Origin of the sequence: Erysipelothrix sp. HDW6A (assembly GCF_011400295.1) — a bacterium.
GTDB lineage: Bacteria > Bacillota_I > Bacilli_A > Erysipelotrichales > Erysipelotrichaceae > Erysipelothrix.
Window position 1 is genome coordinate 726,208 of record NZ_CP049859.1, and the last position, 20,845, is coordinate 747,052.

A 20,845-nucleotide genomic window follows, 5' to 3' on the forward strand; every position below is an offset into this window, starting at 1 on the left:
CAAAATCAAACAGAAAAGAGGTGATGAACAATGTTTGATTGGGTAGGAGAGAGTCTTGAAAAAATGTGGCGTTCCATGTCCTGGGGGATGATGAGTTGGATCCTTGACACTGTTAATGGATTTGTCAATGAAATCATCGTTCCTATTTCTAAGATGACCTTCGTCAAGTCACCGTACATTGCAAATGTCATTAGCGAATTTAGTAAAGCAGCGGCACTATTATTAGTGCCGTTTACAATGTTTGCAATCATTAGTGCTGTATTTGCAGGTGAACTCACAGAGCGACTCAAGAAGATTATGATTGGCTGTATATTAAGTCTTCTCATTATCGTTGGGACACGCCCTATAGTTCTATGGTTATCTGATAGTGCAACAGAGATATCTACAGCGCTCGTTGGGGAAAACGGTTATACCAGTTTGGATGACTCGATTACCGTGTCATTTTTGAAAGCGGCCAATACAGATATGAGCGAAGATAAGGTTAAATCGTTTGTAGCAGATTATCAATTACCATCGTTTGATTATAACGATGTTGATGAATCAGGAGACTTTAAATACACACTGAATATATTTCCTACGATGGTCTTTGGAATCATTATGTTGTTTCTATTGACCTACATAGCCATTCAGATGCTCTTTCGAAGTTTCAACCTTGCCTTTATGTTTGTGATGACGCCGTTCTCATCCTTAACGCTCGTAACACAAGATTCATCAGGATGGCGATTTGCACGGAGTCAATTAACCAGTAGTCTCATGCTCAATGCATGTCAGTTATGGTCCTTAGTCTTTGCTTTAGAATTCATTAATTCACAACAAACAAGTAATGCATTTCTTAAAATCCTTATTTTGATTGTAGGACTTCTTGCGGTTCTCATGATTCCAAACATGATTAATGGAATTGTAGGTGGAACCCAACAAAGTATCTTACAAGCAGCACAAGGCGCCCTGATGGGAGCCAATGCAGCAAGAGCGTTAACAGCAGGTGCGATTGGGTCTGTTGCAAGTACAGCCATGGGATTTGGAAACATGCTTAAAGGATTTGGAACAGGACAAGGAAAGGGACTTGGAGGTCTTGTAGGTGGAGCAGCAAGTGCGCCACTTCGCTTTGCTTCAGGAGCAATTCGAGGTGATGGTAAAACAATCTTTGGTAGGGAAGGAAGTAAAGCTAATCAAAGAGGAGCGAACATTCGTAGTGGAGTTGATGCACGACGTAATCAACCAGAAAATGTAGCAAAACGTGCGATGAACCAAGCACTTCGAAGAGGACCTGTAAGCCCTGGTAATCAAAGTATCAACCCAGAACCTCATGTGTCATCAGTAAACCCTGGTAACGAAGGTTCTTCAACATTCGATGGTAGTGATTTAAGAGATCGTGATACATCAAGTCACGTTCCACCAACAAGTAATGAGAGTGGTCCAAGTACAACAGCAAGTAGCGCTCAAAACGTGTCTCAAGGCACTGGTAGTTCTTCAGTCATGGATGGAAACAGTTTGAAGGAACATGAATCAAGTTCGAGTTCATCTCAGGAATTGGAGACTTCAAGTTATGCGCGAGGTAGTGAAAGTTCTTCAGGAGTTCTTAAAGGAGAATCTCTAGCTTCAAACCAAACATCACAACAAACAAAACTTGGAAGCTCTCAAAAGACTCAAGAAACACGAAGTACTAAACCAAGCGTGGATGTAAACACGCTTAATAAACGAAACCAAGGCAGTGGACAAGGGCCTTCAGTAACAAAAGGAAGCACAAAACAGACACAATTGAAATCAACAAACCGTGTCAGCAATTCAAGTCGATTTAAAACCAAGTATCGTGCTAACAATACGGAAAAGAAAGGATAGCTTATGAAACTCTTTAATAAGTTTAAACCAACAGATGAAGTGATGAAATATCGTATTGACGATGACTTCACTTTATACAATTCAAAAAAACGTATCGTTAACGCGATACGTGTCTTTCCTAAAAACTTTGATAATTTTAGGGATAGTGATCAATTACGAGAAATTGATAGTTTCTCAAGTCTTATCCAAAGACTACCACTCAAAGAAATTCAAATCTTTAAAACTGATGAAGGCGCAGATCTTGATTCATTTATGGTTCAATTCGATATGATGATTGAGTCCTTTGATATTAATAATCCAGAAGACCGTCGTAAGATCAATCAATTGAGTGAAGAAAAACTAGAACTCCAACAAAGTATTCTTCGAAGAGACATCATCGATAAATACTTTTACATCATCTATACAGAAAAAGACATCTCAAGTTCCTTAGACTCTGAAGCTGTTATGACCCGAATTTTAGAAGAAGAAGGCTTTGAATATCAATCCTTAGGTCGCTTTGAAATCTTAATGATTCTTTATAAATATTTGAATCCAATTCGATCTCAATATTCAGCACTTCCGAAATTTAGTTTTGGCAGTGACTTAAGTATGAAAAACATCGTGAATATGGATTCCTATTCGCTTGCAAGCAATCAACTACTCGATGATTATATTGTGTCGGATGGTGTTTATCATAAAATGCTTTATATTCAAGGGCTTCCTGAAGAACCAGCAGCTGGTTGGCTTGCATCGTTTTCAGGAATTGATGAACTGGACTACAGCATTCATATTAGTAATACCAATATCGGTGATATCACCAAAGCTTATGATAAATCAAAAACAGCCTTACGGATGGATTCTGAGAGTCAACATTTGAAATCGAGTGACTTAAAGATTCTCCAACGGAAATATTCTGCCATCGATGCGCAACAAAATAAAATTGCAGCAGGTATGAAAGTGTATGAAGTCTTTATGAGTATGCGAATAAAAGCCTACACTTTAGAAGACTTGCGTTGGAAGGAAGAAAAGATCAAAGAGATTGCTGGACCAAAAGGTTATCTATTACGACAAGGCTTTGGTGAGCAAAATGCACTCTTTGAAGCAACAGCACCTGTAGGGAATTTCCTATTCAAAGATACACAGTATTGTAAGTATGTAACGGCTGATACGATAGGTTGGGGCTATCCATTTATTCATGAGTCGCTAGTCGATCCAAATATGCCAATACGTCTTGGAAAAACCTTCAGTAATGGAATCGTACTTCTTGATACAACCACATGGAATGATGACAGACCGAACTCCAATGAATTCATAACAGGGGTAACGGGTGCTGGTAAAACTTTCTTACTCATGCATTTAATCAACAGTCGCTACAATCGTGGCGAGAAGCAGTTTATCATAGATGTCGTTGGTAAAGAACTGGTCAAATTAACGAATGACTTAAATGGTATCGTTGTTGATAGTTCTTCGAACCAAAACTCAATGATTAATCCTTTACAAGTAAGACTTGATATTGAAGAGAGTACAGCTGAAGATGAGGATACAAGTAACATTGAATATGAAAAGATTTATCCGCTGGCATTACATTTATTCTTCTTAAGGGCCTTCATGAAACTTCACGTCGGAGATATCCAGGACAAAGACATCATTGTTCGATACATCGATGACTTACTCACTGATTTCTATGGTGAGTGGAATATTAACCTGGAGACTCCAGCCAGTGAATTACTCAAACTTGAAAATACTGATTATCCCGTATTCGAAGATTTCTATAAGTACGTCATCAAACGGTATGAACAAAGTGGTAAAGGTGATTATGGGCGTGTTCCTAAAGAACGTCTTGAAAGTCTGATTGTATTCATAAAAGGTTTAGCTGTAGGTGCGGACAGTACAATTTTCAATGGTCATACTAATGTAGATCTTGATGCAGCAGATACCTTTAATTTTGATATCTCAAAACTTCAAGGACGCGATGACGGAGTCTTAGCTGCACAATACTACAATATTATTTCCTTTGTATGGGGTTATGTAACCACCCACAAAAGAGTAGCATTCAAACGAATTTATGCTGATGAGGTCCACTCGATGTTGGATCCTGATTTACCAGATTTGTCGAAGTGGATGCGTAAAATTAGTAAAGAGAATCGTAAATTCTTATGTGGTTTATCGTGTGCTACTCAAGAACTAGCAGACGCATTAGAAGGTGATTCTTCAAAACAAGGAAAATCGATTTTATCAAACTCAACGTATCAAATCTTCTTAATGGCAGATAACGATACACGAAACACTTTAGAAGCACAAAAAGCTTATGATAAAGAAGACCTTGATTTCTTAGAACTCAAAGCAAAACGAGGGGAAGCATTACTGAAGTATGGCCATTCAAAAATGCGGATACGAATTGATGTAGGCTATCTTGAAGATTACTATAAATCACTTCAAGTAAATTAAGCTAAAACAACATAGCAGATTTGCTATGTTGTTTTTGTATCCAGAAAGGAGGCGCTATGGCCGTATTATTTATGAACTTGAGACGCGTTGATTTAAACACAACCAATCTCAAGGATATGATTGATTATTACTCCAGGGATGAAGCGGTCAACTCAGAAGCCCTGGAACCTGAAAACGTTGAAGATATGCTTGCATATTATGGTCGATTTGATGCTGAAGAAATGACTACAGGTTTTGACTTCAATGGTGATAAAACAACGATGCAGGCAAAAAAGGAACTGGACCTGTATCAACCATCACAAGTCTATCAAACCGTAATCTCATTTCGACCTGAAGACGCAGACCGTCTCAACATTACAAACAAGAAAGACTTCTCACTTCTTTGTTCGAGCTATGTAATGGAAGCTGCAAAAGTCTTAAACATCCGACAAGAAAATCTTGTATGGACAGGCTTTATGCACAGCAACACTGAAAATCCACATTGTCATATTTATTTCTTTGATAAAAACCGAATAGAACAACCACTTCTTACCAGGAAACAACTCAATGAAGTGCGTTCAAAACTAGGGAATCGTATTATGAACCAGGTTGATAATTACAAAATGAAAGATGAGCTTCGTAAGAACATCTTGAATGATATGAAGATGACCTTACATCAGAAGAATTTTGACAAGCTCATTTCTTCACGCATGGTCTTAGGACATGGGCTTAAGAAACTAAGTGTTGAAGACAAATCACTCTTAAAGGACCTTCGTAGCCTAGCGCAAGAAATACCACACACAGGCCGTAAACAAAGCGCTACTTTGGAGAAGTATTATCCTGAAGCATTTAAAATGCTTGAGAGTGTACGGGAACAGTTACTAGCTGGAACACCATTCTATGAAGAATACAAAGCTCACATCGAGGAGATGACACAAAACTTCGAAACTTTATATGGAAGTGAGTCAAAAGCAAAGAACTATGAAGACAATCAAATGAAACGTCTTCATACACCAATCAATAATGCCATCATCAAGTTTGTGAGCGAGCATCGAGAGAGCTTAACACATCCTGATTTTGATTTCACGATGCCAAGCGAACCCGTTTTGACATCACTTTGGAATCTTCAGAATTTCTGCTTCAACCAAATGGCTTCAGCAATTCATCAAATGCGAGTTCCAGGAGCTTTACGTAAAGATAAAGACAAAGAAAGGGAGGATGAGTATGATGAAGAACTCACGTGACAAATTGTTAGCACCGCTACTATTGCTCGTGTTATTACATCTATTAGTTCCTTACCTTTATAACACGCTAACGAAAACACCTGCTTCAATACTTAACTATTTGAATCCTTTATACTACCTGGAGTTTTATGTGAGAATGCCGCTTTTCTCTGCTGCTATCCTTGGCTTAATCGCACTTTTCATGGTTGTGTCTTATGAAGCAAGTAATGAACTTGTCTTAGAACATGAGGACCAAAGTAGGCTTGCGACAGAGGAAGAGATTTCTGGTAACTTTACGAAGTTTGATCCATACAAGAAGTTGAAGGAGGTTAAGAAGTGATGGGACTATTTAAAAAGAAAGAAATTTGGAAACCTGAAGAACGCGGTGGGATTGTAGTAGGGTATGACTCGAAGAAGAAAATCTATTATTTTGAGAGCGATACGAAGCACAGCCTTATTACTGGTGTTACAGGTTCTGGGAAAACCAAGCGTGTATTCATTCCTTCAATACTAACGGCAATTTCTTATGGTGATAGTTTTATTGCCAATGATACTAAAAAAGAACTGTATTACACACTTAAGACACTGCTTGAAGAAAAAGGGTATGATGTACTCTTGATTGATTATCGTTTTCCGGAGTTTGGACAACGTTATAACTTTATGGATGATGTCATTCACAATGTGAAAGCCGGAAAAGATGATGAAGCGCAAATGGAATCTGCTGACTTAGTGGCCACATTGCTACCACGTCCTAAAACGGGAGAACCCATGTGGACGGATGGTGCAAGAAGTGCCATTGAAGCAACAATCTTAGGACTTGCAGTTAGTGAAGATATTCCACAGAGCGCTAAGAACATTAGTAACGTATTTTATAACATCATGAAGCTTGGCCGCCAAACTGGAAAAACAACACCGATTGATGAATATTTCAAAAGTGGAGAACGATCATACATTGAAACCGTTGCTTATGGTAACTATGGAATGTCGAGTTCAAAGGTTCGAATGTCTTTTAACAGTTTAGCAACCTCCTCAATCCGTGAATTCACCTACAAGAAAATTACCAAGCAAACATCGATGAGTGATTTTAACATTCGTGATTATGCACAAAAAGACTCAAAACCAGTTGCCATCTTTGTGGTGAACCCGGATGAAAAAGAAACTTTAGAACGATTATCTACAACCTTTATTGAGGCAATGTATCGTAAGCTCACAGAAGAGTCCAACAAGATGCCTGGTTCAAAGTTACCACGACGTTGGCATTTTTATCTGGATGAGTTTACGAACATGGGTAAGCTGAAAGACTTCTCAAAAAGACTTACTGTTTCACGAGGTCGTAACATCATTTATCACTTAGGAGTACAAGCTGATAAAATGCTGGATTCAACCTATGGAAAAGATGATGCTGATGTTATTCGAAAGAATACATCCGTTAAAGTGTGGCTTACTGCACCAGATACTGAAGACCGTAAATTCATACAAGAAGCTGTAGGTCAAGAGTCCGTAATAGGCACCAATAAAAATAAACGAGAACGCGGCCTTTTTGACTTGAGTATTAGTAAAGATAGTTTGAGTTTATCATCCAAAAAGAAACAACTCATATCGACAGAGTTTTTAACACTAATGGGTGGAGTTGGTTATGAACAGGACGCTGTAGTTAAGAAGACAGGGATGTTTGCATTCAAAACGAAGCTTCCTTTTTGGATGGAATGTAATTATGCAGAATTTATTAAGCCTATTAGTTATGAAGATGAAATTGAACGCAAGGATGATGAAACACTAGAGTACTGGAAACTTTTACCTGTAGAAGAAGCATTAGAAGAAAGTGGTGCAGGATCTCAAGACATGGGTGAGAGTCAAGAAGTCAATCAAACACAAAGTGGCGAAGATAAAGAATTGGCAGACTCAGTATCGTTTCTTGATGAAAGCTACGAGTATGATCCAGCGAATGTAGAATATCCGGATTATGACAGTTAGAGAAGGGAGTGAAAAATATGCAAACAGTAAGTTTACTCAGTGATGCAGAACTATATAATTATGGTCTTATTGCTGAAGATATATCTGAAGTAATATTAAGTCCTGATTTTGTGAATGGGATGATTCTTGACAACGAAGCAACTGATAGTGATAAACACACCTATTATTATGTACGGCTTCTTAGAACACTGAAGCCTGAGTCACTACAGGGAGTTCTCATTGACTTCCCTGAAGACCATTTACTCTTAGCTACAGAACTTCAAAAGTTAGGAGTTCAAGTCTTCAACAACAATTACGAAGAGTTCGAACTCATTGAACTTGAAATCATTCCAAAATGGCGCTTAGTAAAGCGAAGACGGCAAAAGAAACAGTTAGATGAAGTGTTTATTAAGAAACGTTATATCGCTCCTAAAACGTCTAAAAACAAGTTTAAGGGCTATCTTAAAAACAAGCTTGGTAAACGAAGGGATGATTTCTTTTGAAAAAGGCATTAGGAGGCGTGCTTGGAGGTGCGATGGCTTGGATTATCGTGCCTCTAGTATTCATTATGTTGGTATCATCTTCCTTGTCACAAACAACTTCAGGCATCTATACAGGGGAAGATGGCAAAGCACAATCACTCTTCGAAGTGTACTACAAAGGGCCAATCTTCTCTTTACAAAAAGAGAAGGATGTCCTGGTGCCTTTTGCATGGCTTTATGGGGCAATGTGGTTCAATGATCCAGACAATATAACTGAAGATAAAATCGAAACACTTATTGAAAAGGCTTATACTTGCGATGAAGGGTGTAAGCTTGTCGAACTGGATACGTATATTGATAACATTAGGCCAATCCTTCATCGACAAGATGTCGATAAAGCAACAATCAAAAAGAACATCGAACTCTTCTTAGATTCGGATGTTGTCTATTACGGTGAATTGCCTACAAAACTTAGTGATTATAAGGGTCTTGAAATGGCGTTACCGCTGCATCCAGAAGTGTTCTATGTATCGGAACGATTTGGCTTGTATGATCCATTCAATAAGAATGAATGGGAAATGCATCGAGCAGTTGACTTAGCACCATATGATCGTCAAGAAGGACATGAACTTTACAGTATGATTGATGGAGTTGTAAGTGGTAAAGGATATTCCAATGATTATGGTTATTACATCATCATTCAAAGCAGCAAGCATTCTGAGTTTAAGTTTCGCTACGCACACATGCAACGAGCTAGTGACCTGGTGTTGGGGATGAAGTTAAAATGAAACAGAAAGTTGGATACCTTGGCCATACAGGAAGAAGTACAGGACCGCACGTACATATTGAATTCATGGAAAACAATGAACGATTTAATCCAGAGCTGGTGTTTAGTTTTGATTGATATTCGTCGTAAATATGATATACTATTACTAGGTTATCAGTGACCTAGGGGAAGTTCCAAAGACTGACTTTGTAGATGGGTTCAAACCCTTATTAAATTAAATTGATTAAGCATCCAGAAATGGGTGCTTTTTTTGTGCAGTTAGCTACATAGCAAGTTTGCTATGTATAAAAGAAGGAGTCAAAATGTGGATACAAATTGATGAAGAGTATCTTAAATATCTAAAGAATAATGAAGATGCACGTGTACCAAATCAAGATTATGGTAAGCATCGATTCAAACCTTTTTTCAAATTATTTAAACTAAAGGGAACAGATATCACCTATGTTTCTCAAGTTAGTCATCCTCAAAAAAGACATGAGTCGATTAAACCAAACATAGATTTCTATAAAATATATGATGACAGAAATGAACTGTCAGGAGTTGTAAACTTGAATATGATGTTTCCAGTTCTTGATAAATACATCATAGAATACGATATGAAAATGATTGAAGAACGTGTAGCATTTAAGGAAGGCTATGATTTTACTTACTACGAGAACCGGTTAAATCTGTATGAAGATATCATTAATAATGTGTCTCCCATTAAGAAAAACGCTATCGAAGTATACACGAATAAATACACAAGAAACGATCCCAGGTTAAGCAGTCGATCTCTTGATTTTAAACAACTTGAAGCAAGAGGGATTGAGTATGAACTAAGCGAAATACTAGAGCGAGATGATATTAGCGTTAGAGCTTCAAGACGTGGATTTAAAGTTAAAATTGAAGAAGAGCAGTTTAATTTAACCTACAGTCAAGTTGGTTATCTTAATCGATTTGCAGAACAGATGATGAATGACTTAATGATAGATAATGAGTTTGAAATGGAGTGACATCATGATATTTTTGTCGGAAAGCGGTGGCTTGCCACCGCCTCTGGCTTTAGCTTTTTCGATTGATAGGCGACTCTCGACTATAGTCAGTGAAAGCAAGTTTTTAGTCGGTTGCGGCTTTGCCGCAACATTTCAAAATTGTCCCAATTTATGAAAGCAGGATAAGGGTCGTAACTTTTGGTGTCCCAAAAGTTACTTATAACAAATCGCCAGTGGCGATTTTGGTGAACATTTTATGTAACTCTGTGTACATTGTGAACAATTTTTGTATTTAGAGAATGTAAGAATGTTCATAGTGTTTAATTTAGGCTGCATTTTAACAAAATGCAGCAATTATTTATGTAAAACTGTAAAGGAGGTATTTATGTCAATACATGATGATGTAAAGAAAAGAATGGATAAAGAGAACTTAACTATAGTAGAACTAAGTAATATAACAGGGTTGTCTAGGACGACTTTATATTCCTTTTTTGAAAAGAATAGAGTAGGGAAAGGAACGATTGAAAAGCTTGAAAAATTTCTTGAGTTCTCAGGGAGTTATCGGAAAGTGGAAGATACTATAAACATTGGCCAACTTCGAATACCGAAGGAACATTATGATTACTTAAATCGGTTTGCTGAAGAACAAGGAGTAAGTATCCTGGACATGGTTCGCTTGACGATTGAAAATACTGTAGAGAATGATTATCTATGGAAGTCGTTTAGTGACCATATTAATCTTACTGAAAAGGCAGTTCGTAATGTTATGACTAAAGTATTCATTCCATTTATTAAACAACAAGATAAGACGATTAATAACATCGAGAATCTTTTAGAGTATGTTGAAGAATTAGTTATTCAACAAGGATGGAAAGACCACAGTAATCCAGAACTCAGAGAACAATTCAAACTTCTAAAAGAGCAGAGTTTCAAAAGAACAGATGCTCGAAGATACAAACGCACTAAAGTATAAAATTTAAGGTCACACTAGAAATAGTGTGGCCATCTTTTTTTTATGCAAAATTTCTTTTTAAATTATGTGGTCCCTTGGTTCCCGTATTCTGCCACAATCTCCAGTAGATTCAAAATTCATAATTTTTTAGAAAGGCACTAAAAATTTATTCACCCTCCGGGCAATCTTCGCTCGTCATAATTTTTTTCTACGATTCACTCACTGCGTTCGTCCTCCACCCGGACTCGTCCGACTTCCGGTCTACGAAAATAATTCTTCCTTTTCCGCTCGATTGTTTTGATTCTACTTCCGATAGTGGCGTCATGTGGTCACCAAGGGAAATACTAAACCTTGTTGAGAAAGGAGTGTCATGTATGAATAAAGACAAAGAACAACAAAGACATGAACTTGATGAGCCGACCATCGAAATACCCATGTCATTGTTCATTGCGTTATTGACTGGTGAAGTACAAGTTGAAATGAAGTCTATCTCTTTAGGAGAATATTTAGAAAAGGAAAAGGTGAATTAATATGCAATATTTTTATGTAAAGGAAATTGAAAATGATTATGAACACTTATTTGAATATAAAGGAAACGAGAAAATCAAAGTCGATGATGTGGTAGTTATACCGAACTTTCAAGATTTACCAGTAACAGCTTTTGTTACAAAGATTGTCGGAAAATATCAAGCTCACACATCGAAATATGAACGAGAAGAAATTATTGATATTGTGAACATCAAGGAATGGAACGCTAAGCGTCTTAAAGAAATTGATAACAAAGTCATGCTTGAGAAAATGCAGTCCAAAATCAGTGAAATTAAAATGCTTGAGCAACTTGAAAAATATGCAGGTAAAGACCCTGAAATGCTTGAACTATTAAATGAGTACAAGGGTCAAGGTTCTATCTATACTGAAACAGAAGATGATTTGCCGTTTGAATAATAATTGTTTGATTGAGAGTGTTTAATCACTCTCAATCATTATCTAGTTTAAGGAGGGTATTATGCCGAATTTATGCTTCTTCAATATGCAAGTTAAAGGAAAACCCAAAGACTTAAAAACCGTTAACGAAATTCTTAATGCAGACTATAACTATGAGAATAATAAACTTATTTCTTGTAGTGCCGAAAAACATATCTTCAGAACTTGGGATATTGAAAGTAGTTTTGATGAAAACTTAGAAGTGAGTGGACATTGTGCTTGGAGCGTTTACTCATGTATGATGGAAGGTCCTTACACTTACTATAATCAACTAAAGACTTTTGAAAATTTCAAAGGAACGACACTTGTGGAAATAAGTCAGACGTATAATGTTGATATTGAAGTATATAGTGAAGAACCGGGGATGTGTTTTCAAGAACATTATTTAATAAGAAATGGTGTAGTAGAAGTTGATGAAGAAACACCTTATTATGAAAACTATAATGAGAAAACTGGCGAATATGAGTCGCAAGGAGGATTTGGGACTTGGGAAACTTGGAAATTTAGCATATAAGCGTGGCTAGGGTATTCCCTAGCCATATTTGCGCGCGGCTCGCACCAAGTTTCAGTAATAACAATCTATTCGCAGCTATACTCATGGCAGATCGCTTCGCTTTCGACGGGACTAGTCCACGTCTCACTATCAATCGCATAGCGCGGATTGCTATTACTAAAACTAGACGCTCGCTTATTATTTGCTTCAGTTCTTACATACAAAAAATTACCAGGGTGCTATAATTGTGAATAAGAATGGAGTGATTGATTTGAAACGTATTATCATACACAGTGATATTAATCATTGGTTTGCACAAATTGAAGAAATGAAAAATCCATCACTCAAAGATGTTCCGATGTGTGTTGGAGGCAGTGAAAAAGGACGACATGGTATTGTGGTTGCTCGAAACTTAAAAGCTAAAGAATACGGAGTAAAAACAGCAGAGACACTTAGAGAAGCGAAACGGAAATGTCCTGGGATTAAAGTTGTGTCGCCATCGTATGATGATTATCACTTCTATACAGAAAAAGTAAAAGATATCTATAGAGAGTATAGTGATCGAGTTGATTCGTTTGGACTTGATGAAGCATGGATTGATATCAGTGATTCGTGGAAGTTATTTGTAGATAAACCTCTTGACCTACCAAAAATAATACAAGACCGTGTATTCAATGAAATAGGCTTGACTGTATCGATTGGAGTTTTTTGGAACAAAATCTACGCGAAACTAGGCAGCGATTTAATCAAGCCAAGTGGACTTGTGATGATTTCTGAGGGGAACTATGAGTCTGTAGTCTTTCCTTTACCTGTAGAAGACCTTTTGATGGTAGGCGAGGCAACCAAAAAAACACTCAATAATATTGGTGTTGTAACAATTGGAGATCTTGCACGAATGCCCCTTGATAAAGCTAAGAGTTATCTTGGAAAGCAAGGAACCATGATATGGTATTACGCTAATGGTCTTGATGAGTCAGATGTCTCGACAGTAGGCTACTCTGAGAAGCCTAAGAGCATAAGTAACGGTACAACACCTCCTGATGATATCAACACACTTGAAGAGGCAAAAGTCATCATGACACGCCTGTGTGAGTCAGTAGCACTTCGTACACGCAACGAGGAACTAAGAGGGTGTGTTGTATCAATTAATTTTAGAGATACAGAATTAAAATCCACTGTTAGACAACGTCGCATCGATAATTATATTGATGTGTCAACAGACATATTAAAAATAGCTGTTGAGCTACTTGAGCTAAATCATGATTTTAAGATTCCACTTAGAAGGGTTATAGTAGGATTGAGTGGGCTAAAAAACAAAGATGCTGTGATTGACCAGATTACAATTTATGATGCAGAGGAGGTCAAAGCAGCACATCGAGAAGCTCAGATTGATAAAACCATTGAAGACTTACGAAAACGATTCGGTTTTAAAGTCATTAAACGAGCTAATGCTTTACTCAACGAACAAACTGAGAACTTTAACCCTAATGCATCAAAGTCAGTCTTGCCAAACTCCAGAAATAATAAATTAATGTGTTTGTTGAATAATAAGACATTTTTCTTTGTAAAGTTATTGTTTTAATAAAATTTTAAGATATTATAAGATAGCATGCAAAAAAGAGCGCTCTCCATTGAAAAAAGGAGATTTAATAATGAACTATAAGACACTAATTGAACGGTTACAAGATCACCCTGGAATAAAACCTTGTATATATGCTCGAGTTTCAACGCAGAAGCAGCTTAATGCAGGTTTTAGCCTTCAAAGTCAAATTGACCGTAGTAAACAGTCACTTGAATGGTATGGAATTAATCCTGTGTCCGAAATAGTGATATATTCGGATGGTGCTAAGTCAGGTTCAGATACTAAAAGAAATGACCTGCAACAAATGAAAAAAGATATTGAATCTGGTATTGTAAATTTAGTTATTGTGACTGTTACCGATAGGGTAGGTCGAGACGTAATTGATAATATGGAATTTCGTAAATTCATAATAAAATGCAACTCCGAAATGCTATTTATAAACAATCCGTCTTTAGATATATATACATTAGAAGGTGGGTTTCAATATGGACTTGATTCACTTATCGGTTGGAGAGAATTGAACTCAACAAGACAAAGAGCAGTTGCAGGTATAATAAAATCTTTTGAGAATGGAAACTATGCAAATCCAAGATGTCCATACGGATATAGAAAAGTTAAAAACAAAAACAAGAAAGGATTCAAAATATATATAGACACAAAGCAAGCAGATGTTGTTAAACTAATCCATAAATTGTACCTAAAAGATAGTTACAATGTAGAACAAGTTGCATCTTACTTGAGAATTAACAAAATTGATGAAGGAAGAGTTTGGAATGATGATATAGTTCGAAAAATATTAAGGAATACTGTATATTGCGACATTATTGTCAGAGAAGATCTAGGTAGAACCTTTGCGGGAATAGGTATAGCTCCGGTTATTATTAGTATTGAAACTAAGAAAAAGGTTCTTGAGTTACTACAACGCCGATCCAGAAGTCACAGGAACGATAATAAGCATATATTTTATATGCAAGTGGTGTGTATTAACTGCAATGCTCTTTGTACAAATGATACTGTAAAGAACAGGAAATATCGATATTATCAATGCAAAAAATGTAAATCACGCTATAGTGAAGTACAATTAGAAGAAGAAGTATCAGAATTTCTAATTGATAAAGTAGTTTCAGAGAAAAATCGTGAAGAACATGAGAAAATGAAAAGACAATTAAAGAAATATGCATCACAATTAAAGTCCGCTTATTCTTTGTATATGGGAGGAGATATAATAAAAAGACATTATCACAATGAAAGAATGCGAATTCGAAGAGAAAAAAAAGATTATCTAAAAAAACTATGGGAAAGAACTACGACTGATTACTATTGGTTTTCACTAAGCATTAAACAGAAACAAAGAGAAGCACAAAGGCATATAAAGAAAATATATGTGAATATGAGAACAAAAGAAGTGGTTAGAATACTTCCTAAGTAATCTTAAGAGCTGGGTTTATACCCAGCTCTTAATTTATCTATAAAGATTTAATCAAGTATGTATTGGTTAGTAAGGATGAATACTAAAGAAGTAAAAGAAATAGAGAGTGAATTATTTAATGAAGTTAGTGTCAAGTAAGTGTGGAAATTCGGATAATCTTTTTTAGTTCAGACATATGTGTCAAATAAACTTGACACATATGTCTGCTTTGTGTAAAATATATTTGACACAAAGGAGTGGTGAATATTAAAAATATAAAGATGAAAAAGCTTAGGGAACAGTTAAATTTATCACAATTGTCTTTATCAAAGAAAGTTGGAGTTTCACGACAAACGATAATTAGTGTTGAAAACGGTGACTATAACCCAACTTTGGAATTATGTATTAAAATTTGCAAAGAATTAAATGTCACCTTAAATGATTTATTTTGGAACGATGAAGGAGAGAGTATATGATTACAGAAAAAATGGATGAAAGAATGTTGATGATTAGAGGAAGAGGGTTATTGCACGGTTTTTTAGCTATTTGTTCTTTGATTTTTTTAAAGAATGTTGCAACAGGTTTGTTTAATATTCAAATTGAGTCTGTGACAAGGACTGATTTCGCAATTATTTTTGTAAGTATGTTTGTAGTGTCAATATATATGTTAATTAATGATGGAATTTCTGAACAAGTAATATTGCAAACTAGATTTATATTTCCTATATTAAGCTTGCTCTTTATTGCTATTACTATTCTTGAATTTATGAATGGCTCATCAATAAACTCTTTACCTTGTATTAGTATTTCATTCAACTTGTTTATTCAATCAACAGTTACTACTGTGTACTCTATTATCTTATGGAAAAAGTATTCAGAAATTAAAGCAACAAGCAAAGCAGATTATTGATACTATTGGTATCTTACAATCAAAGCATCCAAATAGTGTTTAACATCAAGGGAACTGACCTAGTTCCGTGGGACTAAAGAAAAAACCAAGTTAGGATGAAGCCAACCGGTAATTAACGGGAGATTGATATCCTAGCTTTTCTTGTATTCGATTTTCATTGTAATATTTTAAATAGTGTATCACAGTTTGTGATACAATTTCAGTAGAACTCTTTAGTTCTGGATTTAATTCGAATGTTTCACACTTTAGAGAGGCATGAAATGATTCGATAGGAGCATTATCAGCGGGTGTGCCCTTACGGGACATACTCATGGTAATGCTTTTGTTTTTTACTCTACGTTGATAATCTTTTGATGTGTAGACACTACCTTGGTCAGAATGAAGAATACATGGCTGAAGGATATCTGGAAGTTGATTTAATGTATCAATGACGCATTCTAGGTTTTGTCTGTCACTCAATGTAGACGCAATAATCTCGCCATTGTATAAATCCATGATCGTAGATAAATAGAGCATCTTATTGCCATAAGGGATGTAAGTGATATCTGTCACTAATTTCTCTAGAGGACGTACTGATTTAAAGTCACGATTAATGATATTAGGCATAATGATTGGCAGAGTTTTGTTTTTTCTATACCTTTTGACCTTAACACGGCATTGGCATTGGTGTTTCTGCATTATCTTTTGAACAGTGTTCTTATTGATAATTCTTTCTTTTCGAATTAGTGCAGTTATTTTTCGATATCCGTAGCGGAATTTGTTTTCTTTACAAAGTTCAATTACTAACGCTTCATTGACAGAATAATTATTAAACTCTACCTGCTCTTTTTTAGTCCAACGGTAATACGTTGACTTAGGTATCCCAAAAAGATTCAAGATATCTTTAATAGATACAGTGTCGCGATATTCATCAACTAGCTTAATGATTATTTCGGGTACCACATCCTTTCTCTTTCCAAATACTTTTTTAATAATTCAATTTGTTGCTCCAAAGATTTAATCCTAAGTCTTTGTGTTTCTTCGACCGTATCTCTTTCTGGACCTTTTCCAAAAGTATATTGCTTGCCTACGGGTTGAGAAAATCGATAGTGTTCACCATTTCGATACCATCTCCACCATGTTTTGACTTGAGTTATATTTTTTATTCCAAGTTCAGTTTGAATAAACCTGTTTGAGTATCCTGATAATTTCATTTCTATAACTTTCATCTTTGTTTCATAACTATGCATAATTCGTGTTCCCATAAGAAAACCTCCTATATTGAACTATTTTACAATAATTCTCATACAAGAGGTTTTTCTTTAGTCCCACGGAACTAGGTCAGTTCCAAACTTAGTTTGATGTTTTTTCTTTTCAAAGATAGCCCAATCAACATTTGAGGTTTTTAGTGATTTAATACCGTTATCTTCATCAACACTAAGTCCTTAAAGATACAACTTTTTTAAATTATAACCATTCAGATGATTCATTCGATGATTAACATAGATTTCTAAATTGTCCTGTGAATATGCATTAGGATTACGAGTGAAGTTTGAAGCAAGAGTATGAGATATGGAAGACTCCATACTACAGCTAATATTGAACCTAAAGGATTGTTTAATACTAGATTTGTGATTTAAGATGTACTTTGCTTGTTGGGTAATAGAATCAACTCTTTCAGGGCTATTTGATATGATGATTTCAATGAGCTTATTAAATGTATCATCGTGGTTCTTCAGTATTGATTCTTCCAATGTAGATTGCAACTCTTTATCCTTGGTAATACGATTAAGCGCCTGCTTAAAGTGAAATTTATCAAGTAAGAGCTTGTTTGTAGCGTTATCTAAGTCAATGTATTTTGTAGATTCCTTAATCCAACGTGCACCATCACCAATAAAGAAAAGTCGCTTGATTTTATCAATATCATACCTTTCATGTAGCACATCAGCTACACTCTCCCAAAACAACTCTCTCATACCCATTACATGATATTTATTGATAAGTATTTTACGTTTAGTTCCTTCAATGCCTTCAAAGAGTACAGCAGATTTAACCATCTTATTCTTGCCTGTATTAAGATGTACATACTTCTCATCAGCCATGATGTATAAGGTATCAGGAGTATCTTTAGTGCTAACTGCTACATCAAACATATTGGCATTTCGTATTGAGTTATAAACTGTTTGTCTTGATATCGTAAATGCTTCATTGTCATTTATTGAATAAGCATTTCCAATACGTTCACCAATAATTTTACCAACTTTAATCATTGAGTTGTGGTCTGCATATAAAGCTACAAGCATTGATTTGATACATGGATCATATCTGTCATATTTAGGAATTCCAAGCTTAGAATCAACATAACAGTACGCCTTACCAGTTAATCTATCAAGGTAAATCGTACGATTGATATTAACCCTTCCAAATGGAGTAATAAGTGTTCTAGAACGTCTACACTTCACATAGAATTGATGTACTCGATATTGGCTGTATCGAAATTGCATATCCATTTCTTCGACAGTTTCTTCGCAGAGGGTACGTGCAGTTTCAAAGGTTAGTTCACTGATATCTTGAATAAGTTGAACATAATCAAAGATACCTTTATATTCAGATTGAAGGTTAGTGACACTTACCAAAGAATCAGAAGCTTTTTCTATGATAGAATTCATAAACAAGAATAGATTATTTTGTGTTAGAATAGACATGTGGAGTTTCCTTTCTTGATAATATGATGAAGTTTACCAAATCATATCAAATTGGGATTCCACTCTTAGTGTACACGATCTTGATTGTGAAAAAAGTTGAATAATTAACAGAGAAGGTATATATAATTTGATTGAAGTATAAAGTAATCTAAGTTTTAAAATATTTAATAAAGGAGGGTAAATCGAAATGATTTACAGAAAAATAACTAATAAATATAAAGGAATAGTTATATTGTCGATAATTGCAATGCTACTCATACCCTTAAATGTTTTTGCAAATTCTGAAGAGCTAGATGAATGGATGCCAGATCAAAATCTCCAAAATTTGATTGTCGAAAAATTTGGACTGAACAATGTTTCAGATATAACAAAAGACTTGCTACTAAATGGTTATATAAGTATTAATACTACAGATCAAAACTGGATTAATACAAATGAGACAACAGGAATGGAACTTTTTAGAGGTGTCTATCTATATTCAGATGGATATCAGTCGGGTATTAATGAATCCGAGTTATTTGAATCTAGCTTAAAAAAACTCGAACCATATGCAAGTAAGACGGTGATATACATTAGTGGTAATTTAAATAAAGTATTTGGTGATGTAATTGATTTCAGAAATTATAATGAATTTGATTCTATTAATTTTGACCCTCATAATGTATATCCATTCAACAAAACACTAATACTAACCCCTTCAAATTTTGATTCTTTTAAGATTAATCCATACGAATTTTTCTCCTTTCTAAAAGGCAATGTAATACCTGAGAATACTCCATATTATTTTTATATTGCAACACCTGATTCAAGCGATGCAATTTCCTATCGTGGGGATTTCGATGGTGAATATATTACGTTCAATAGAGAACAATATGCAAGTTTCTCTAGTTGGGAAGGAATAGAAATAAATATTAATCCTGATGATATATATCCAAGCACACCTTCAATTTCTGGATATTTTACTGACGGACATACTGCTTTTTTAAATATTACATTAAACATCCGATTTGAGCAAAATAAATATAACGTTACATTTGATAAAATGAATGGCACATTGCCAGAAGTTAAGACTGTATTTGAGAATGAAGTAGTGGAACGCCCCACATCACCAACCAAAGAGGGTTTTAATTTTCAAGGTTGGTATGAAGATACAACATATGATACAGAATGGAATTTTTCAAATTTAATAACAAAAGATATTACTCTCTACGCTAAGTGGGAAGAAGAAATTATACCGGTAAAAGAGTACACAGTCACCTACATAGATGGTGTTAATGGTACAGTCTTTACAGATGAGACTTTTAAAGCTAAAGAAGGTGAAGCAACACCTGCTTATAGTAAAGAGATTACAAGATATGGATATACCTTTGAAGGATGGTCACCAGAAGTGTCACCAACTGTAACAGGAGATGCAGTCTATGTAGCACAGTGGAAAAAGATTGAAGAACCCGTTAAAAAATTTACTATTACTTATACAGATGGAACGGATAATGAATCCATCTTTAAAAATCAAGTAAAAAGTGTAAAAGAAGGCTCAATCACACCAATCTTTGCTGGTAACCCAAAACAAGAAGGTTATACCTTTGAAGGCTGGTCACCAAAAGTGGAAGAAACTGTTACAAAAGATGTAACCTATGTAGCACAGTGGAAAAAGATTGAAGAACCCGTTAAAGAATTTACTATTACTTATACAGATGGAACGGTTAATGAATCCATCTTTAAAAATCAAGTAAAAAGTGTAAAAGAAGGCTCAATCACACCAATCTTTGCTGGTAACCCAAAACAAGAAGGTTATACCTTTGAAGGCTGGTCACCAAAAGTGGAAGAAACTGTTACAAAAGATGTAACCTATGTAGCACAGTGGAAAAAGATTGAAGAACCAATCAAACCTACAGATCCTACTAAACCTGTTGCACCAGAAAAACCAACACTTCCAGAAACTGGTGTATCAAATAACCACTTTGGGTTGCTGACTACATTATTAGGAAATCTACTTGTTGGATTAAGACTTACTTTAAATAAAACGAAAAAACTATCTAAATAGTAAAAGATTAAAAGTGAGTGTTTCAAAACGACTCACTTTTTTGTATAGATAAATTAATGTTTTTAAGTGCAACACTAATAAAAAAAGGCTCAAAGAATTCTCGTGGTAAGATGTATCTGCGGATACA

20 protein-coding genes are annotated in these 20,845 nt (G+C 35.4%); 18 read left to right on the top strand and 2 right to left on the bottom strand.

Annotated elements, in window-relative coordinates:
- Positions 1–30 precede the first annotated feature (30 nt).
- From G7059_RS03695 to G7059_RS03775, 17 genes are all read left to right on the top strand, one after another.
- Positions 31–1,839 (top strand): hypothetical protein, encoded by a 1,809-nt coding sequence (locus G7059_RS03695; RefSeq protein ID WP_166080749.1) that lies wholly within the window; start codon positions 31–33, stop codon positions 1,837–1,839.
- 3 nt (positions 1,840–1,842) lie between these two features.
- The gene (locus G7059_RS03700; RefSeq protein WP_166080750.1) at positions 1,843–4,266 is read left to right on the top strand and encodes a VirB4 family type IV secretion system protein; all 2,424 of its coding nucleotides are present in this window, start codon (positions 1,843–1,845) and stop codon (positions 4,264–4,266) included.
- A 56-nt stretch (positions 4,267–4,322) separates the two neighbouring features.
- A complete protein-coding gene (mobL, locus tag G7059_RS03705) occupies positions 4,323–5,489 on the top strand; it encodes a relaxase MobL (protein WP_166080751.1) in 1,167 nt (388 codons plus the stop codon).
- Positions 5,470–5,808, top strand: coding sequence for a hypothetical protein (locus tag G7059_RS03710; RefSeq protein ID WP_166080752.1), 339 nt, complete (start codon positions 5,470–5,472; stop codon positions 5,806–5,808). Before mobL ends, G7059_RS03710 begins: the two co-directional genes overlap by 20 nt.
- A complete protein-coding gene (locus tag G7059_RS03715; RefSeq protein WP_166080753.1) occupies positions 5,808–7,442 on the top strand; it encodes a type IV secretory system conjugative DNA transfer family protein in 1,635 nt (544 codons plus the stop codon). Before G7059_RS03710 ends, G7059_RS03715 begins: the two co-directional genes overlap by 1 nt.
- Before the next feature lie 17 nt (positions 7,443–7,459).
- The gene (locus G7059_RS03720; RefSeq protein ID WP_166080754.1) at positions 7,460–7,924 is read left to right on the top strand and encodes a hypothetical protein; all 465 of its coding nucleotides are present in this window, start codon (positions 7,460–7,462) and stop codon (positions 7,922–7,924) included.
- Positions 7,921–8,691 carry a M23 family metallopeptidase gene (locus tag G7059_RS03725; RefSeq protein ID WP_166080755.1) on the top strand — a complete coding sequence of 257 codons (771 nt, stop codon included), beginning with the start codon at positions 7,921–7,923 and terminating at the stop codon, positions 8,689–8,691. The genes G7059_RS03720 and G7059_RS03725 overlap by 4 nt, the downstream gene beginning before the upstream one ends.
- Positions 8,688–8,807, top strand: coding sequence for a M23 family metallopeptidase (locus G7059_RS03730; protein ID WP_166080756.1), 120 nt, complete (start codon positions 8,688–8,690; stop codon positions 8,805–8,807). The genes G7059_RS03725 and G7059_RS03730 overlap by 4 nt, the downstream gene beginning before the upstream one ends.
- Positions 8,808–8,992: 185 nt before the next feature.
- A complete protein-coding gene (locus G7059_RS03735) occupies positions 8,993–9,682 on the top strand; it encodes a type III toxin-antitoxin system ToxN/AbiQ family toxin (protein ID WP_166080758.1) in 690 nt (229 codons plus the stop codon).
- Positions 9,683–10,046: 364 nt separating this feature from the next.
- Positions 10,047–10,634 (top strand): helix-turn-helix transcriptional regulator, encoded by a 588-nt coding sequence (locus tag G7059_RS03740; protein WP_166080759.1) that lies wholly within the window; start codon positions 10,047–10,049, stop codon positions 10,632–10,634.
- 353 nt (positions 10,635–10,987) lie between these two features.
- On the top strand, positions 10,988–11,143 hold the full coding sequence (locus G7059_RS03745) for a hypothetical protein (protein ID WP_166080760.1): 156 nt from the start codon (positions 10,988–10,990) through the stop codon (positions 11,141–11,143).
- Between the two features lies 1 nt (position 11,144).
- Complete coding sequence (locus G7059_RS03750) at positions 11,145–11,558, top strand: hypothetical protein (protein ID WP_166080761.1); 414 nt, start codon at positions 11,145–11,147, stop codon at positions 11,556–11,558.
- A gap of 61 nt (positions 11,559–11,619) precedes the next feature.
- The gene (locus G7059_RS03755) at positions 11,620–12,111 is read left to right on the top strand and encodes a hypothetical protein (RefSeq protein ID WP_166080762.1); all 492 of its coding nucleotides are present in this window, start codon (positions 11,620–11,622) and stop codon (positions 12,109–12,111) included.
- A gap of 226 nt (positions 12,112–12,337) precedes the next feature.
- Positions 12,338–13,672 (top strand): DNA polymerase IV, encoded by a 1,335-nt coding sequence (locus G7059_RS03760; RefSeq protein WP_240920535.1) that lies wholly within the window; start codon positions 12,338–12,340, stop codon positions 13,670–13,672.
- A gap of 70 nt (positions 13,673–13,742) precedes the next feature.
- On the top strand, positions 13,743–15,101 hold the full coding sequence (locus G7059_RS03765) for a recombinase family protein (RefSeq protein WP_166080763.1): 1,359 nt from the start codon (positions 13,743–13,745) through the stop codon (positions 15,099–15,101).
- 239 nt (positions 15,102–15,340) lie between these two features.
- Positions 15,341–15,556, top strand: coding sequence for a helix-turn-helix transcriptional regulator (locus G7059_RS03770; RefSeq protein WP_370519183.1), 216 nt, complete (start codon positions 15,341–15,343; stop codon positions 15,554–15,556).
- On the top strand, positions 15,553–15,990 hold the full coding sequence (locus tag G7059_RS03775) for a hypothetical protein (RefSeq protein WP_166080764.1): 438 nt from the start codon (positions 15,553–15,555) through the stop codon (positions 15,988–15,990). Before G7059_RS03770 ends, G7059_RS03775 begins: the two co-directional genes overlap by 4 nt.
- Positions 15,991–16,080: 90 nt before the next feature.
- Here the strand turns inward: G7059_RS03775 and G7059_RS03780 are convergent.
- A protein-coding gene (locus tag G7059_RS03780; RefSeq protein ID WP_166080675.1) for an IS3 family transposase occupies positions 16,081–17,234 on the bottom strand; the annotation gives its coding sequence in 2 pieces (ribosomal slippage) (positions 16,081–16,961 and positions 16,961–17,234; 1,155 coding nt in all).
- Positions 17,235–17,414: 180 nt separating this feature from the next.
- Positions 17,415–18,674: a UPF0236 family transposase-like protein gene (locus tag G7059_RS03785; RefSeq protein ID WP_166080765.1), complete on the bottom strand. Its 1,260-nt coding sequence runs from the start codon at positions 18,672–18,674 to the stop codon at positions 17,415–17,417.
- Positions 18,675–18,861: 187 nt separating this feature from the next.
- Between G7059_RS03785 and G7059_RS03790 the strand changes: the two genes are divergently transcribed.
- The gene (locus G7059_RS03790) at positions 18,862–20,718 is read left to right on the top strand and encodes an InlB B-repeat-containing protein (protein WP_166080766.1); all 1,857 of its coding nucleotides are present in this window, start codon (positions 18,862–18,864) and stop codon (positions 20,716–20,718) included.
- The last annotated feature ends 127 nt before the right edge of the window (positions 20,719–20,845 follow it).

Bases quoted from the DNA above. Each gene is read 5' to 3' on its own strand.
- G7059_RS03695 (WP_166080749.1), top strand. From the start codon at position 31: ATGTTTGATTGGGTAGGAGAGAGTCTTGAAAAAATGTGGCGTTCCATG.
- G7059_RS03700 (WP_166080750.1), top strand. From the start codon at position 1,843: ATGAAACTCTTTAATAAGTTTAAACCAACAGATGAAGTGATGAAATAT.
- mobL (WP_166080751.1), top strand. From the start codon at position 4,323: ATGGCCGTATTATTTATGAACTTGAGACGCGTTGATTTAAACACAACC.
- G7059_RS03710 (WP_166080752.1), top strand. From the start codon at position 5,470: ATGATGAAGAACTCACGTGACAAATTGTTAGCACCGCTACTATTGCTC.
- G7059_RS03715 (WP_166080753.1), top strand. From the start codon at position 5,808: ATGGGACTATTTAAAAAGAAAGAAATTTGGAAACCTGAAGAACGCGGT.
- G7059_RS03720 (WP_166080754.1), top strand. From the start codon at position 7,460: ATGCAAACAGTAAGTTTACTCAGTGATGCAGAACTATATAATTATGGT.
- G7059_RS03730 (WP_166080756.1), top strand. From the start codon at position 8,688: ATGAAACAGAAAGTTGGATACCTTGGCCATACAGGAAGAAGTACAGGA.
- G7059_RS03735 (WP_166080758.1), top strand. From the start codon at position 8,993: ATGTGGATACAAATTGATGAAGAGTATCTTAAATATCTAAAGAATAAT.
- G7059_RS03740 (WP_166080759.1), top strand. From the start codon at position 10,047: ATGTCAATACATGATGATGTAAAGAAAAGAATGGATAAAGAGAACTTA.
- G7059_RS03745 (WP_166080760.1), top strand. From the start codon at position 10,988: ATGAATAAAGACAAAGAACAACAAAGACATGAACTTGATGAGCCGACC.
- G7059_RS03750 (WP_166080761.1), top strand. From the start codon at position 11,145: ATGCAATATTTTTATGTAAAGGAAATTGAAAATGATTATGAACACTTA.
- G7059_RS03755 (WP_166080762.1), top strand. From the start codon at position 11,620: ATGCCGAATTTATGCTTCTTCAATATGCAAGTTAAAGGAAAACCCAAA.
- G7059_RS03765 (WP_166080763.1), top strand. From the start codon at position 13,743: ATGAACTATAAGACACTAATTGAACGGTTACAAGATCACCCTGGAATA.
- G7059_RS03775 (WP_166080764.1), top strand. From the start codon at position 15,553: ATGATTACAGAAAAAATGGATGAAAGAATGTTGATGATTAGAGGAAGA.
- G7059_RS03785 (WP_166080765.1), bottom strand. From the start codon at position 18,674: ATGTCTATTCTAACACAAAATAATCTATTCTTGTTTATGAATTCTATC.
- G7059_RS03790 (WP_166080766.1), top strand. From the start codon at position 18,862: ATGATTTACAGAAAAATAACTAATAAATATAAAGGAATAGTTATATTG.